This is a genomic window from Paenibacillus rhizoplanae, from assembly GCF_042684125.1.
In the GTDB taxonomy this organism is placed as follows: domain Bacteria; phylum Bacillota; class Bacilli; order Paenibacillales; family Paenibacillaceae; genus Paenibacillus_AQ; species Paenibacillus_AQ rhizoplanae.
In genome coordinates this window covers 88,205-101,155 of record NZ_JBHUKY010000054.1, presented here as the reverse complement: position 1 = coordinate 101,155, position 12,951 = coordinate 88,205, and the positions used below count along the sequence as shown (strand labels likewise).

Below are 12,951 nucleotides of genomic sequence, written 5' to 3'. Positions count from 1 at the left end.
GAGAAGAGAATCCCCTTAATTTTAGCAAAAAATAATATGCAAAAACCCTGTAAAATCACGTGATATAGGGATAATGAAAGAGAATGAAAGATCAAGACATACCGGATGATGAATTTGGTTGTTTTGAGTTCTTTTCATTCTTTTTTCATTTGTTTCCACGCTTTACGGAAGACGCATTGTAGCTTAATATTAGTCCTTGTGAGAAGTTGAATATGCGCTGAATTTTCCGGAAGGAAAAACGGGGGAACCACACTTTGGCCAAGGCCAAAAGGGGTGAATCGGAGCAGTCCGCAAGGACCTGTAACCGTAGGGCTACCACAGTCCGAATCCGCCAGCTAACCTCGTAAGCTACTAGTGGGATAATGACCATGCACATTAGGCATGCGGATCATTTCCGTATGCTTATTTTGGTGCCTGCATTTATGAAATCCACTTATGAAAACAGCGCAGGGAAAGCCCATTTCAACTTAACCAAGAGAGGAACTGTTATTACAATGGTAAGCAAGGTAAAACGACTATTGATCGGGCGTCCGATGAAGTCGAACGAACTCGATCATGAAAAGTTATCCAAGGTGAAAGCACTGGCTGTCCTGTCTTCTGATGCGCTATCGTCTGTAGCCTACGGAACAGAACAAATTCTAATCGTACTGGTGGCCGCCGGGTTCACCGCCATCTGGTACTCCTTGCCAATTGCATTAGCCGTATTGGGCTTGCTGGCCATCCTGATTCTGTCTTACCGGCAGACGATATTCGCCTATCCGCAGGGCGGAGGTGCTTATATTGTAGCCAAAACCAATCTTGGGGTGCATACCGGGCTACTGGCCGGCGGCTCGCTGCTGGTGGATTACATTCTGACGGTGGCGGTAAGCGCCTCGGCGGGGACGGATGCGATCACTTCGGCTTTTCCAAATCTTCATAATCATAGTGTACTTATAGCAGTATCTGTTATCTTGCTCTTAACGATTGTCAACCTGCGCGGAGTGACTGAATCGGCTTCGTTCATCGCCATCCCGGTCTATCTGTTCGTGGTCTCCATCTTCGTACTGATTATCGCAGGGATCTTCAAATATGCAACCGGCGGGGCTCATGCCCACGTTCCTGAGATTGGCACGGCAGTCTCCAATGTCAGTATGTTCCTGCTGCTGAAGGCATTCAGCTCCGGCTGTTCGGCTCTGACCGGGGTTGAGGCGGTCTCCAATGCCATTCCTAACTTCAAAGCGCCGGCGGAGAAAAATGCAGCCAAAACGCTGATGCTCATGGGCCTCATTCTCGGAGCCATGTTCACAGGGATTACGCTGCTGGCTTACTGGTATGGCATCATGCCCGATGAGAAGGCCACCGTGGTCTCGCAGATTACCGAATCTACCTTCGGGCGGGGCGGGTTGTACTTCTTCATTCAGGGAATTACGGCGGTTATCCTGTTCCTGGCAGCCAATACAGCATACTCGGCCTTCCCGCTGCTGGCGTTCATGTTCGCCAAAGACAAATATCTGCCCCATGCCTTCATGGTGCGCGGCGACCGGCTTGGCTTCTCCAACGGCATTATTTTCCTCGGCGTGATGTCGGCAGTGCTGGTAGCGGCCTTTCACGGGAATACAGAAGGGCTCATTCCATTATATGCAGTGGGGGTATTCATTCCGTTCACGCTGTCGCAGCTTGGCATGATGGTCCAATGGTACAGAACGAAGCCGAAAGGCTGGCAGAGCAAGTTCGCCGTGAATACGGTCGGGATGCTCACCACGTTAACGATCACCCTGATCTTCATTATCACCAAATTCTCCAGCGTGTGGATGGCTTTCATCTTCCTGCCGGTTGTCATCATTGTGTTCCACCGGATTCACCGCCATTATATGAATATTGCCGATCAGCTGCGGATCTGTCCGGCTACTGACAAGCCTTGTATCAAAGGAAGCACCGTAGTCGTTCCAGTCGCTGGTGTAACCCGCGCTGTACTGCATTCGATCAGTTATGCGAAGTCATTGACCGATAATGTGGTTGCTGTATATGTGGGCTTCGATGAAGAAGAGATACACAAGATGGAACAGAAGTGGGAGGAGTGGGACCCCGGCGTACGCCTGATCGTCCTGCGCTCCCGCTACCGGAGCATTATCCGCCCGCTGGTGAAATTCATCGATACGGTAGAGTGGAAGACGGCTTCAACGGACCATATTACCGTCCTGATTCCGCAATTCGTTACCAAGCACTGGTGGCAGGCGGTGCTGCATAATCAGACCAGCTTGTTCATCCGCTCTTATCTGATGAATCAGAAGGACATTGTCATCGCTACGGTTCCGTTCCACCTGCATAAATAATATAGAAGATTATAAGAAGACGGCTGTTTCTGCTTGATGCGGAGGCGGCCGTTTTTACGTTATTATAAGTTATTGGTTGACATAGAGAATGAGAATCAATATCATCAGTATAGACAAGGTGAAGGTAACAGGGCTTTTGCCAATCAAGAGGGTAACATACAGGAGGGGTATTCAATGTTTTCGTTCAACCTGCAAGGATCCAGAAGCGGGAAGCTGACGGTGGCCGGACTTATGACTACAACACTGCTGCTGTCCGCTTGCGGAAATAATAATAGCAATGCAGGCAGTAACGGTGGAGCAAGCACCGCACCTTCGGCAACCGTGGGAGCCACTGCGGTACCTGCAGCAACTGCTGCACCCGCTGCACCCGCTGTGGAGAAGACCGTAACGGATGCAATGGGACATCAGGTGACCGTCCCCGCTAATCCGCAGCGTGTAATTGCTTCTTATCTGGAGGATTATCTGGTGGCACTCGGCGTGACTCCGGTTGCCCAGTGGTCTACGAAGAACGGTACCCAGGCTTACCTCGCTGCTGAGCTTAAGGATGTTCCGCCGATCAGCTATGACCTGCCGCTTGAAGCGGTTACCAGCTTCACGCCGGATTTCCACATTGTCCAGTCGGAGGGGGCGGTTCAGAACGGTCTTTATGACCAGCTGAACAAGATTGCACCAACCTATGTACTCGGCGACGAGGTCAGCAGTGATTGGCGCGCAGCCTTGCTCAAGGTCGGTGAGCTGCTCAATAAGACACCGGAAGCGGAGAAGGCTATTGCAGACTATGATCAGAAAGCGGCTTCAGCCAAAGCGGCTGTAACAGCGGCAATCGGCGATGATTCAGTAGCTGTTCTGTGGCTGGTGTCAAAGAATTTCTTCATTGTAGATGAGACCCGCAGCAGCGGTGCGGTATTGTATGGCGATCTTGGAGTGAAGCTCCCGAATCTCGTGACCGACATTCCTGCAGAATCCAGAGCACCTTGGAATCCCATTTCACTGGAGAAATTATCTGAGCTGACTGCAGAGCATATCATTCTGGTGAACAGTGACAAGGCAAGCGGAGCTGAGATTACAGAAGGCGCAGTCTGGAAGGGAATTCCGGCCGTTAAGGCAGGGAATGTTCACGAATTCGGCAAAGATACCAGCTGGCTGTACAGCGGTCCTATAGCCAATTCCAAGACCATCGATGATATTCTGAGCAGTTTTGTAAAATAGGTTCTTTACCGGCCGGAGAATTGTGCAGGCTTTTATATCCTCAGGATATAGAAGCCTGCCTCTTTTTTAAGTTGAACAATATTCATATATTTGCGATAATGAGAATCATAATCATTTATATTTCCCTAATAATCCTGATAAGGAGACGGCATATGGCTTCATCCACAGATTCTGCTCTACAAGCTCCTTCTGATGAAGGGAACACTCCTGTTCGGTCGCGGCCGCTTGCCGCTGCTGTTATTCTGGTGCTGGGAATAGCAGCGATTGTCTTCGGCCTGATGGTATCTGTATCGGTTGGTGCAGCGGATATCCGGCTGGCTACCGTATGGGAGGCGGTGTTCCGGTTCAATCCGGAGCTGCCCCAGCATCAGGTCATCCGGGAGCTGCGGATTCCCCGGGCTGCCGCAGGGGCGCTGGTCGGCGCATGTTTTGCCGTTGCCGGTGCGATTCTGCAGGGTATGACCCGCAACCCGCTGGCGGATTCCGGGCTGCTCGGGCTTAATGCAGGAGCGGGTGTTGGCCTGGCCCTGGCTTTTGCTTTCGCGCCAACATTATCCTTCGCGTATATCATGCTGTATTGCTTCCTTGGAGCGGCTGTGGCCTCACTGCTGGTATTCGGGATCGGTTCACTCTCCCATAGCGGATTGACCCCGCTTCGGCTGACCCTCGCCGGTGCGGCAGTAAGTGCCATGCTGCTGGCGGTCAGCCAGGGCATTGCTATCCTGTTCAGCCTCTCTCAGGATATCGCCTTCTGGATGGCCGGGGGGATTGGCGGAGCGAGCTGGAAGCAGCTGCAGGTAATATCTCCTTGGGTCGCGACGGCCCTGATCGGTGCGCTGATGCTGTCGCGTTCGATTACGCTTCTGAGCCTGGGCAGGGATGTTGCAGCGGGTCTCGGACAGCGCACCGGTCTGGTACAGACCGCAGGGATGATTATTGTCGTCCTCCTCGCCGGAGCGGCAGTCTCCACGGTGGGCCCGATCGCTTTTGTCGGATTAATCATTCCGCATATTACGCGTTACCTCGTGGGGGTTGACTACCGCTGGATTATTCCCTGCTCCGCAGTCCTTGGAAGCATTCTGGTCCTGGTGGCCGATATTGCGGCCAGGATGATTAATGCGCCATACGAAACACCGATAGGTGCCTTGATTGCCGTATTCGGTGTACCGTTCTTCATCTATCTGGCCAGCAAACGCAAGGGGGAGCTCAAATGAACCGTTACACCTCATTCCCCCCGGCCAAACCGCGCCGTTCCAGAGAGGCTGGTATTCTGACACTGCTTGCTGTACTTATCGTCATTCTGTTTCTGGTCAGTATGAATACCGGCTTTATGCGTCTCTCACCGCTCGAGGTTCTACATACCCTATCCGGCAACGGCACCAAGCAGCAGCAGCTGATTCTGTTTGATTTCCGGTTGCCGCGGATCGTGATCTCCTTGCTGATTGGTGCCGGCTTCGCGGTAGCCGGTGCAATTCTGCAAGGCTTGTCGCGTAATGCTCTCGCTGAGCCTTCCACCTTGGGGATTAATGCCGGAGCCGGATTCGCCGTACTGATCTTTATATCCTTTGTACCGGCTACTACAGCAGCTCCGATCCTCGTGCTTCCGCTGCTGGCACTGGCAGGAGCCTCGCTTACTGCAACACTGGTCTACTTCCTGTCTTACAGGCGGGAGGATGGGCTCTCGCCGACACGGCTGATCCTGATCGGGATTGCTGTGGGTGCCGGGATATATGCTTTTCAGCTTATTTTGTCATTAAGACTCGACCCGCAGAATTATCAGTTCGTAGCCATCTGGCTGGCCGGTAAAATCTGGGGCGGAGACTGGCGGTTTGTGCTAGCCCTGCTGCCCTGGATATTGATCCTGCTGCCCTTCGCATTCTACAAAGCCCGGGTGCTCAACGTACTGAATCTCGGCGATGAGCTCTCCAAGGGACTGGGCCTGCCGCTCGAACGGGAACGGCGGTGGCTGCTGGCTGCGGCTGTTGCGCTGGCAGGAGCCTGTGTATCGGTAAGCGGCAGCATTGGCTTTGTCGGGCTAATTGCGCCGCATCTGGCCCGCAGGCTGGTCGGTCCGCGCCATCAGATCCTGCTGCCTGCGGCTGCTCTGCTCGGAGCCCTGCTGCTGCTTACGGCAGATACGATCGGGCGCTGGATCCTGCAGCCTGCAGAGGTACCTGCAGGTATCGTGGTAGCGATCATTGGAGCTCCGTACTTTTTATATCTTTTGGCCACATCGAAAGCGTAACACAGGGATGTATATATTAAAAAATCTAAGGAGTGTGTATCATGTCGGAACGTTTAAATACAGAGCAGCTGAGCATCGGATATGCGGAGACTATGATTGTGAAGGGGCTGAATCTGTCGCTTCCGACAGGGAAGATTACGGCGCTCGTCGGGGCGAACGGATCGGGGAAGTCCACGATTCTGAAGACGATGGCCCGGATCATGAAGCCGAAGAGCGGGAATGTCATGCTGGACGGGAAGTCGATTCACAATCTGTCCACCAAAGAGGTGGCCCGGCAATTGGCGATTCTACCACAGAATCCTACCGCGCCGGACGGCTTGACGGTATCCGAGCTGGTGGGGTATGGCCGGTATCCGCATCAGAAGGGCTTCGGCAGTCTGACGCCTGAAGACCGCAGCATTATTGCCGAAGCGATTGCCCTGACCGGCATGAATGAATTCCATGACCGGCCGATTGACCGGCTCTCCGGCGGACAACGGCAGCGGGCCTGGATTGCTATGGCGCTGGCACAGCAGACGGAGATCCTGTTCCTTGATGAACCAACGACCTTCCTGGATATGGCCCATCAGCTGGAGGTGCTTCAGCTGCTGCAGAAGCTGAATGAGCAGGAAGGCCGGACGATTATTATGGTGGTCCATGATTTGAACCATGCCTCCCGTTACGCGCAGCATATGGTAGCGATCAAATCCGGCAATGTGATCAGCGAAGGCGCTCCGAATGAGGTAATGACACCGGCGGTGCTGCGCGAGGTATTCGGCATTGAGGCGGATATTGTTCCTGATCCGCGTACAGGTGTGCCGCTCTGTCTGCCTTATGAGCTGGCTGCGTACAAAGTAGCCGGGCTGTAGGAGGAGGAGCGGCTGGCGAATAGGGTATAATTGGGAAATTTGAAACATAATAATGCAGTATGCAGCTACTTAACAGGCTCCTGTCATTGACAAGGGAGCCTGTTCGTTGATAAAGTTGTGGTTGCTGAAGCCGTGATTGCCCGGCGATGAGCATCACCATTATCTTGTTCATAGAGTTAGGAGTATGAAGGATGAATATTGACAACATATATGAGGATTTGCAGCCGCTAGTTACAGCAGGCTCGCTGAAGCGCCGCGAGAGCCTTAAGAATCTGGTCTATACCCGCATGGGCGGCGAAGCAGATGTCCTGGCGGCCCCTGTTACATATGAAGAAATCCAGAGCATCTCTGCCTATGCCCATGATCATCAGATCCCGCTTACGATTCTCGGTAACGGCTCCAATGTTATTATCCGGGACGGAGGCATCCGCGGCATCGTGCTCCAGACCTCGGATCTGTCCGGGATGGGCATCCGTGGCGGCCTGCTCTATGCGCAGTGCGGGGCGAAGATTATCGATGTCTCGGGCTATGCGCTGGAGCAGGAGCTCACCGGTCTGGAATTCGCCTGCGGCATCCCCGGCACGGTAGGCGGGGCACTGTACATGAACGCCGGAGCCTACGGCGGGGAAGTGAAGGATGTGCTGCACAGTGCGCTCGTGATCGATCAGAACGGGCAGCTACTCACCCTGCACAGCGATCAGCTGCAATGGGGATACCGCAGCAGCATCTTCGCCAGCGGACAATATATTGTACTGGAGGCGAGATTCAAGCTTCTGCCAGGCGATCCTGCCGCGATTAAGGCGTCCATGGATGAGTTAACCTATCTGCGGGAATCGAAGCAGCCGCTGGAGTATCCGTCCTGCGGCAGTGTATTTAAGCGGCCGCCGGGCCGGTTCGCGGGCCAGCTGATTCAGGAAAGCGGACTTCAGGGTACGCGCATCGGAGGCGCAGAGGTTTCACGCAAGCATGCGGGCTTCATTATCAACGCCGACAATGCGACGGCCAGTGATTATATCGGATTGATCCAGCATGTACGCACAGCGGTGAAGCACAAGTTCGATGTAGAGCTGGAGACGGAAGTGGAGATTATCGGGGAAGAATTATAGGCGATAGTTTTTGCCAAGTGGAAACGACTTTGCCGTCCTTTTAAAGGACGGTGCCGTTTCGGCGAGAAATAGAAGGATAATTTATAGCGTGAAAAACATAAATTCTTATATTTGGAAAAAGGGTGCAGCTCTAAGCCGGAATGTTGGCTTATCACTGCACCCTCTTTAGATTCTTACGGCCGGAGCCGCCGGATGATCAGCTTACGGCCAGAGAATATTTCGCCCGGCTTGTCTGCAGATCCACCTTGGCTTCGGACACTTCATGAAGCTGTAGTCCGCTCACTGCCAGCTCATATCCCGGCTGCGGCAGGGGCACCAGCTCTCCATCCGCATTCAGGGTACTGCCTGTACCGCGCAGAATGACCGCACTGTCCAGATAATCATCAATGACATCCTCAGCGTTCCGGTAGTCAACGGTCTCCAGCTTGAAATGGACGGTGTCCAGATCCTCCAGCTCCTGCTTTTCGATGACCAGTGTTGTATCCTTGCGGGCTTCCAGCCACTCGATAAGCTTCTGTACGTTTGCTTCCATAGTATGATCCCATCCTTCGGTTAATAGAGATTGTTAATTCTAAGTTACCCCTTTCAATGCAAATGAATCCGTGAAATATGCAGGGTGTTTGCCTTTCTTCATTCGTGTGTAAACTATTCTTATGCATTGTAATGATGCCAATATCTTATAAGAAGGTGAATCAAATGGGGAACGCTTTATTATGGGGCGCAGTCTCCGGCTCGGCGGTCTTGATTGGCGCTCTCTTGGCCTTATTCCTGCGTATTCCGAATAAGCTGATCGGCTTCATTATGGCGTTCGGTACCGGGGTGCTGATCGGCGCGGCGGCGTATGAATTGCTAGAGGATTCTGCCAGTGACGGCGGGCTGGCCCCGACGATTATCGGGTTCACCGCTGGAGCACTGGTGTTCACAGTGTTCGACTGGCTGATCTCGCGTAAAGGCGGAGCGGGACGCAAGCGCTCAGCCAGAGCGCCTTCAGGGAAGAACGATGCCAAGGGCGGAGGGCTGGCTATTTTTGCCGGAACGGTACTGGATGCGATTCCTGAATCGATCATGATCGGCGCAAGTCTCATTGCGGGTCAGGGCGTTAGCGTGCTGCTGGTCATTGCCATCTTCATCAGCAATATTCCTGAAGGCTTGTCCAGCACGGCTGGACTGAAGCAGGACGGCTATGGCAAAGGCAAGATCATGCTGCTGTGGCTCGGCGTACTGGCGATCTCCACCCTCGCCTCAGGGGCGGGGTATGCGTTCATGGATCACGCAAGCGGGTATACGGAAGCGCTGATTGCCTCTTTTGCCGGGGGAGGAATTATTGCCATGGTGTCCTCCAGCATGATGCCCGAAGCCTACGAAGAAGGCGGGCCGCTCACGGGGTTCATCGCTGCGATGGGACTGCTGTGCTCTCTGATTCTGGATCAGCTGTGAGGGTTGTCAAGCCCGCTGCAATCATGGTATAGTTCAAGACGCACCAAGATAAAGAAGGAATCTGCGCCGCGCGCAGGAGAGGTTCGCGAACTCCCTCTATAAAAAACTAAGCTATCTTAGTAGAGCCAGGTTTTCGAAATCTCGTTCTTCTTTCCAGTTCAGGCCAGGGGCCTAGGGAAAAGAGAGGGGTTTTTTGTCATGTCAGAAGGTAGAATACAAGCGGAAATGCAGGAGGTTACCCTGCTGGGCAACCAAGGCACGCAGTACAAGTTCGGCTATGATCCGGGGATTCTGGAGGCGTTCGATAACAAGCATCCCGGCCGTGATTATTTTGTCAAATTCAACTGTCCCGAGTTCACCAGCCTGTGTCCTGTTACCGGTCAGCCGGATTTCGGGGTGATGTATATCTCGTACATTCCTGATATCCGGATGGTGGAATCGAAGTCACTGAAGCTCTATCTGTTCAGCTTCCGCAATCATGGGGATTTCCATGAGGACTGTGTCAACATTATTATGAATGATCTGATCTCGCTGATGGAGCCGCGTTATATCGAGGTGTGGGGCAAATTCACGCCGCGCGGCGGCATTTCCATTGATCCTTACTGCAACTGGGGGCGTCCGGGAACCAAATATGAGGCGATGGCCGAGCACCGGCTGATGAATCATGATCTGTATCCCGAGAAAGTGGACAACCGTTAATCCGCAGGAACCAGCTTCGCAGAGCAATCAGGAGGAGAGATCAGTATGGTAAATAGAAAAGCATTAGTCGTCTTCAGCGGCGGCCAAGACAGCACGACCTGCCTGGCATGGGCATTGCAGGAATTCCAGGAGGTTCAGGTGGTCACGTTCAATTATAATCAGCGCCATGCGGCCGAGATTGAAGTCGCCAAGGCGATTGCCGCGAGGTTCGGCGTGAAGCAGCATATTCTGGACCTGGGGCTGCTGAACCAGCTTGCTCCGAACGCCTTGACCCGGGATGATATTGAGATTACCGCAGGTGAGGGAGAGGAGCTGCCCAGCACGTTCGTGGATGGACGTAATCTGCTGTTCTTATCCTTCGCGGCCATTCTGGCCAAGCAGCTCGGCTACTCCAACATTATCACCGGGGTCTGCCAGACGGACTTCAGCGGGTACCCGGACTGCCGCGATGTATTTGTGAAGTCGCTGAATGTCACGCTTAATCTGTCGATGGATGTGGAGTTCGTCATTCATACCCCGCTGATGTGGCTGGACAAGAAGCAAACCTGGAAGCTGGCGGACGAACTTGGCCAGTTCGATTATATCCGGGAGCAGACTTTGACCTGCTATAACGGCATCATCGGCAGCGGCTGCGGCACCTGTCCGGCATGTCTTCTGCGCCAGAGGGGTCTGGAGCAATATGAGGCAGAGTGTCAGGAGGAGGGACTATCATGCGGGGCGAAGTAGCCGTCTGCAAAATATTCACCTTCGATGCTGCCCATCAGCTTATCGGGCACAAGGGGAAATGCAGCAATCTGCATGGGCATACCTACAAGCTTGAGGTAGTGCTGAAGGGCGTGCCGTCCGCGCTGGAAGGGCAATCGGATGAAGGGTTCGTCATCGATTTCAGCGATATTAAGGCGGCTGTGCAGGAGGCGGTGGTTGGGCGGCTGGATCATGCTTTTCTGGCGATGGGCAATGAGCCTGTGCTGGAGACGCTAATGGCGACAAGCTCCAAAGTCGCGCTGCTCTCCTTCCGCACCACAGCAGAGAATCTGTCTGCCTACATTGCCTATGAGCTGAAACGGGCGGCGTTGCCGGTGTATTCGGTCAAGCTATGGGAGACCCCTACCTCCTGGGCTGAAGTGCTGGCAGCAGATATACCCGAGGAGGGACCGGCTTACCGGCTGTACGGAGGCTGCGATGATGAGTAGAATCCCTGTTATTGAAATGTTCGGTCCGACGATTCAGGGGGAAGGGGCGGTCATTGGCGTCAAAACGATGTTCGTCCGCACCTACGGCTGCGACTACCGCTGCGGCTGGTGCGATTCCGCCTTCACCTGGGACGGCTCGGCCAAGGATAAAGTGACGATGCTTGCGCCGCAGGAAATTCTCGACGGGCTGCTGGAGCTGGCCGGGGATAACTTCAATTGTGTCACCATCTCCGGGGGGAACCCGGCATTGATCGGGGAGGCGATGGGAGAATTCATCTCCCTCCTCCACGAACGCGGCATCCAGGCGGCGATTGAGACGCAGGGCAGCCGGTGGCAGGATTGGTTCCATGAAGTGGATGTGCTGACGATCAGCCCCAAGCCGCCCAGCTCCGGGATGCAGACGGACTGGGATAAGCTGGATGAGATTATGCATAGAGTCGCTGGTAACGGCAAGGCTGCGCATAGCCTGAAGGTGGTTGTTTTTAACCAGGAGGACTATGAGTATGCCCGCAAGGTACATTTCAGGTACCCTGAGGTCCCGCTGTTCCTGCAGCCGGGCAACGATAACGTCACCGAGGAAGGCGACATCTCAGGCCGTCTGCTGAAGCGGCTGGAATGGCTGTTCGGGCAGGTCATTGCCGATCCGCAGATGAACCGCGCACGCGTGCTGCCGCAGCTGCATGCCCTGATCTGGCATAATAAGCGGGGAAAGTAAGATTTTCTCATAAGGATTAGGTATACTGAAGACAGGGCTTCTTGAGCAAGGAGGCCCGGTCTTTTACTATTTGCAGGAAACAGAGGTGGAAATAGAATGGGTAATGGATATTACGCAGGCTGGGGTACACTGGCTCTGATTAATGCCGGACTGGCGCAAGGGAAGAACCGGAGCGGAATGAACTGGTTTCTGTTGTCGTTGCTGCTGGGACCGCTCGCTACATTTATTCTGGTAATCTCTGAGAAGCTTCCAGAGTAGAGGATTAATATAATTATAGAATCGGCAGAATTGCTACACGGGGGGGGGGGGGGGGATATGCAATGACGATGAAGGCTATGAAGCCTATCCGGCGTTCCAAGCTGAGGTTGTATGCAGGGAAGCGGTATTTTACCTGGAAAAGATACTGGAAATGGATCACAGCCAGCGGACGCTTAGCTACAGAACAGCGCGGTGAAGCTCTGCAGTACGAAGCGGCCAGCCATGCTACACCGCTGCTGCGCAAATTGCGCAATGTGGATATGCAGCTTCAGCACAACAAAATCGTGAACCTGAGGCTCGCGGTGGCGAAGCTGGACGGGCTTGTCATTCAACCGGGCGAGAGCTTCTCCTATTGGCGCAGGATCGGCAAGCCTACAAGGAGAAAGGGCTACCTGGACGGAATGGTGCTCCATTATGGCGGGTTCCGTTCCGGCACAGGCGGCGGGCTCTGCCAATTGTCCAATCTCATCTACTGGATGACGCTGCATACGCCGCTGACGGTTACCGAACGGCACCGGCACAGCTATGATGTCTTTCCCGATGAGCAGCGGACTCAGCCTTTTGGCAGCGGGGCGACCTGTGCTTATAATTATCTGGATCTCCAGCTTCGCAATGATACACAAGTTGCTTATCAGCTTAAGCTGCATCTGGATGAGACCCATCTGCACGGAGAATGGCGCTGTGAAGGACAGCAGCTCTACCATTATGAAGTCTATGAAGACGGGCACCGTATCAGTCTGGAGCCTTGGGGCGGGTATATCCGGCGCAACGCGATCCGGCGCAGAGTGCTGACGCATAGCGGAGAGCTGGCTGGTGACGAAGCGGTGGCAGAGAATCATGCGCTGATGATGTATTCTCCGCTGCTGCACGGATAAATCCGCAGGATTTGGGGTTATACCATAGTAAGGCTGTTCCGATCAGCTTGCTAT

General features: G+C 53.8%; 14 protein-coding genes and 2 riboswitches. Of the genes, 13 read left to right on the top strand and 1 reads right to left on the bottom strand.

Features of this window, described 5'->3' with window-relative positions:
* Positions 1-205 precede the first annotated feature (205 nt).
* Positions 206-366, top strand: a riboswitch (cyclic di-AMP (ydaO/yuaA leader).
* A gap of 128 nt (positions 367-494) precedes the next feature.
* The 6 genes from ACFSX3_RS24035 to murB all read left to right on the top strand — a co-directional run bounded on the left by ACFSX3_RS24035 (position 495) and on the right by murB (position 7,720).
* The gene (locus tag ACFSX3_RS24035; protein ID WP_209989952.1) at positions 495-2,312 is read left to right on the top strand and encodes an APC family permease; all 1,818 of its coding nucleotides are present in this window, start codon (positions 495-497) and stop codon (positions 2,310-2,312) included.
* A 174-nt stretch (positions 2,313-2,486) separates the two neighbouring features.
* The gene (locus ACFSX3_RS24030) at positions 2,487-3,521 is read left to right on the top strand and encodes an ABC transporter substrate-binding protein (protein ID WP_209989955.1); all 1,035 of its coding nucleotides are present in this window, start codon (positions 2,487-2,489) and stop codon (positions 3,519-3,521) included.
* Between the two features lie 152 nt (positions 3,522-3,673).
* Positions 3,674-4,735 carry a FecCD family ABC transporter permease gene (locus ACFSX3_RS24025; RefSeq protein ID WP_209989957.1) on the top strand — a complete coding sequence of 354 codons (1,062 nt, stop codon included), beginning with the start codon at positions 3,674-3,676 and terminating at the stop codon, positions 4,733-4,735.
* Complete coding sequence (locus ACFSX3_RS24020; RefSeq protein ID WP_209989960.1) at positions 4,732-5,766, top strand: FecCD family ABC transporter permease; 1,035 nt, start codon at positions 4,732-4,734, stop codon at positions 5,764-5,766. The genes ACFSX3_RS24025 and ACFSX3_RS24020 overlap by 4 nt, the downstream gene beginning before the upstream one ends.
* A gap of 41 nt (positions 5,767-5,807) precedes the next feature.
* The gene (locus ACFSX3_RS24015) at positions 5,808-6,614 is read left to right on the top strand and encodes an ABC transporter ATP-binding protein (protein ID WP_209989963.1); all 807 of its coding nucleotides are present in this window, start codon (positions 5,808-5,810) and stop codon (positions 6,612-6,614) included.
* Between the two features lie 191 nt (positions 6,615-6,805).
* The gene (murB, locus tag ACFSX3_RS24010; RefSeq protein ID WP_209989966.1) at positions 6,806-7,720 is read left to right on the top strand and encodes a UDP-N-acetylmuramate dehydrogenase; all 915 of its coding nucleotides are present in this window, start codon (positions 6,806-6,808) and stop codon (positions 7,718-7,720) included.
* A gap of 196 nt (positions 7,721-7,916) precedes the next feature.
* Here murB and ACFSX3_RS24005 read toward each other — a convergent pair whose 3' ends face one another.
* Entirely contained in the window at positions 7,917-8,252 is a 336-nt protein-coding gene (locus tag ACFSX3_RS24005; RefSeq protein WP_209989969.1) for a hypothetical protein, read from the bottom strand.
* A 164-nt stretch (positions 8,253-8,416) separates the two neighbouring features.
* Here ACFSX3_RS24005 and ACFSX3_RS24000 point away from each other — a divergent pair, with 164 nt between their 5' ends.
* From ACFSX3_RS24000 to ACFSX3_RS23970, 7 genes are all read left to right on the top strand, one after another.
* Positions 8,417-9,157 (top strand): ZIP family metal transporter, encoded by a 741-nt coding sequence (locus ACFSX3_RS24000; protein ID WP_209989972.1) that lies wholly within the window; start codon positions 8,417-8,419, stop codon positions 9,155-9,157.
* Positions 9,158-9,229: 72 nt separating this feature from the next.
* A riboswitch (PreQ1 riboswitch) is annotated at positions 9,230-9,273 on the top strand.
* Between the two features lie 82 nt (positions 9,274-9,355).
* On the top strand, positions 9,356-9,856 hold the full coding sequence (gene queF / locus ACFSX3_RS23995) for a preQ(1) synthase (protein WP_209989975.1): 501 nt from the start codon (positions 9,356-9,358) through the stop codon (positions 9,854-9,856).
* Between the two features lie 45 nt (positions 9,857-9,901).
* Positions 9,902-10,582 carry a 7-cyano-7-deazaguanine synthase QueC gene (gene queC / locus ACFSX3_RS23990; protein ID WP_209989978.1) on the top strand — a complete coding sequence of 227 codons (681 nt, stop codon included), beginning with the start codon at positions 9,902-9,904 and terminating at the stop codon, positions 10,580-10,582.
* Positions 10,567-11,049: a 6-pyruvoyl trahydropterin synthase family protein gene (locus ACFSX3_RS23985; protein ID WP_209989980.1), complete on the top strand. Its 483-nt coding sequence runs from the start codon at positions 10,567-10,569 to the stop codon at positions 11,047-11,049. The genes queC and ACFSX3_RS23985 overlap by 16 nt, the downstream gene beginning before the upstream one ends.
* Positions 11,042-11,764 (top strand): 7-carboxy-7-deazaguanine synthase QueE, encoded by a 723-nt coding sequence (gene queE / locus ACFSX3_RS23980; protein WP_209990244.1) that lies wholly within the window; start codon positions 11,042-11,044, stop codon positions 11,762-11,764. Before ACFSX3_RS23985 ends, queE begins: the two co-directional genes overlap by 8 nt.
* A gap of 96 nt (positions 11,765-11,860) precedes the next feature.
* Positions 11,861-12,022, top strand: coding sequence for a hypothetical protein (locus tag ACFSX3_RS23975; protein ID WP_209989982.1), 162 nt, complete (start codon positions 11,861-11,863; stop codon positions 12,020-12,022).
* A gap of 62 nt (positions 12,023-12,084) precedes the next feature.
* Positions 12,085-12,897 (top strand): VanW family protein, encoded by an 813-nt coding sequence (locus tag ACFSX3_RS23970; RefSeq protein ID WP_209989984.1) that lies wholly within the window; start codon positions 12,085-12,087, stop codon positions 12,895-12,897.
* The last annotated feature ends 54 nt before the right edge of the window (positions 12,898-12,951 follow it).

Bases quoted from the DNA above. Each gene is read 5' to 3' on its own strand.
- ACFSX3_RS24035 (WP_209989952.1), top strand. From the start codon at position 495: ATGGTAAGCAAGGTAAAACGACTATTGATCGGGCGTCCGATGAAGTCG.
- ACFSX3_RS24030 (WP_209989955.1), top strand. From the start codon at position 2,487: ATGTTTTCGTTCAACCTGCAAGGATCCAGAAGCGGGAAGCTGACGGTG.
- ACFSX3_RS24025 (WP_209989957.1), top strand. From the start codon at position 3,674: ATGGCTTCATCCACAGATTCTGCTCTACAAGCTCCTTCTGATGAAGGG.
- ACFSX3_RS24020 (WP_209989960.1), top strand. From the start codon at position 4,732: ATGAACCGTTACACCTCATTCCCCCCGGCCAAACCGCGCCGTTCCAGA.
- ACFSX3_RS24015 (WP_209989963.1), top strand. From the start codon at position 5,808: ATGTCGGAACGTTTAAATACAGAGCAGCTGAGCATCGGATATGCGGAG.
- murB (WP_209989966.1), top strand. From the start codon at position 6,806: ATGAATATTGACAACATATATGAGGATTTGCAGCCGCTAGTTACAGCA.
- ACFSX3_RS24005 (WP_209989969.1), bottom strand. From the start codon at position 8,252: ATGGAAGCAAACGTACAGAAGCTTATCGAGTGGCTGGAAGCCCGCAAG.
- ACFSX3_RS24000 (WP_209989972.1), top strand. From the start codon at position 8,417: ATGGGGAACGCTTTATTATGGGGCGCAGTCTCCGGCTCGGCGGTCTTG.
- queF (WP_209989975.1), top strand. From the start codon at position 9,356: ATGTCAGAAGGTAGAATACAAGCGGAAATGCAGGAGGTTACCCTGCTG.
- queC (WP_209989978.1), top strand. From the start codon at position 9,902: ATGGTAAATAGAAAAGCATTAGTCGTCTTCAGCGGCGGCCAAGACAGC.
- ACFSX3_RS23985 (WP_209989980.1), top strand. From the start codon at position 10,567: ATGCGGGGCGAAGTAGCCGTCTGCAAAATATTCACCTTCGATGCTGCC.
- queE (WP_209990244.1), top strand. From the start codon at position 11,042: ATGAGTAGAATCCCTGTTATTGAAATGTTCGGTCCGACGATTCAGGGG.
- ACFSX3_RS23975 (WP_209989982.1), top strand. From the start codon at position 11,861: ATGGGTAATGGATATTACGCAGGCTGGGGTACACTGGCTCTGATTAAT.
- ACFSX3_RS23970 (WP_209989984.1), top strand. From the start codon at position 12,085: ATGACGATGAAGGCTATGAAGCCTATCCGGCGTTCCAAGCTGAGGTTG.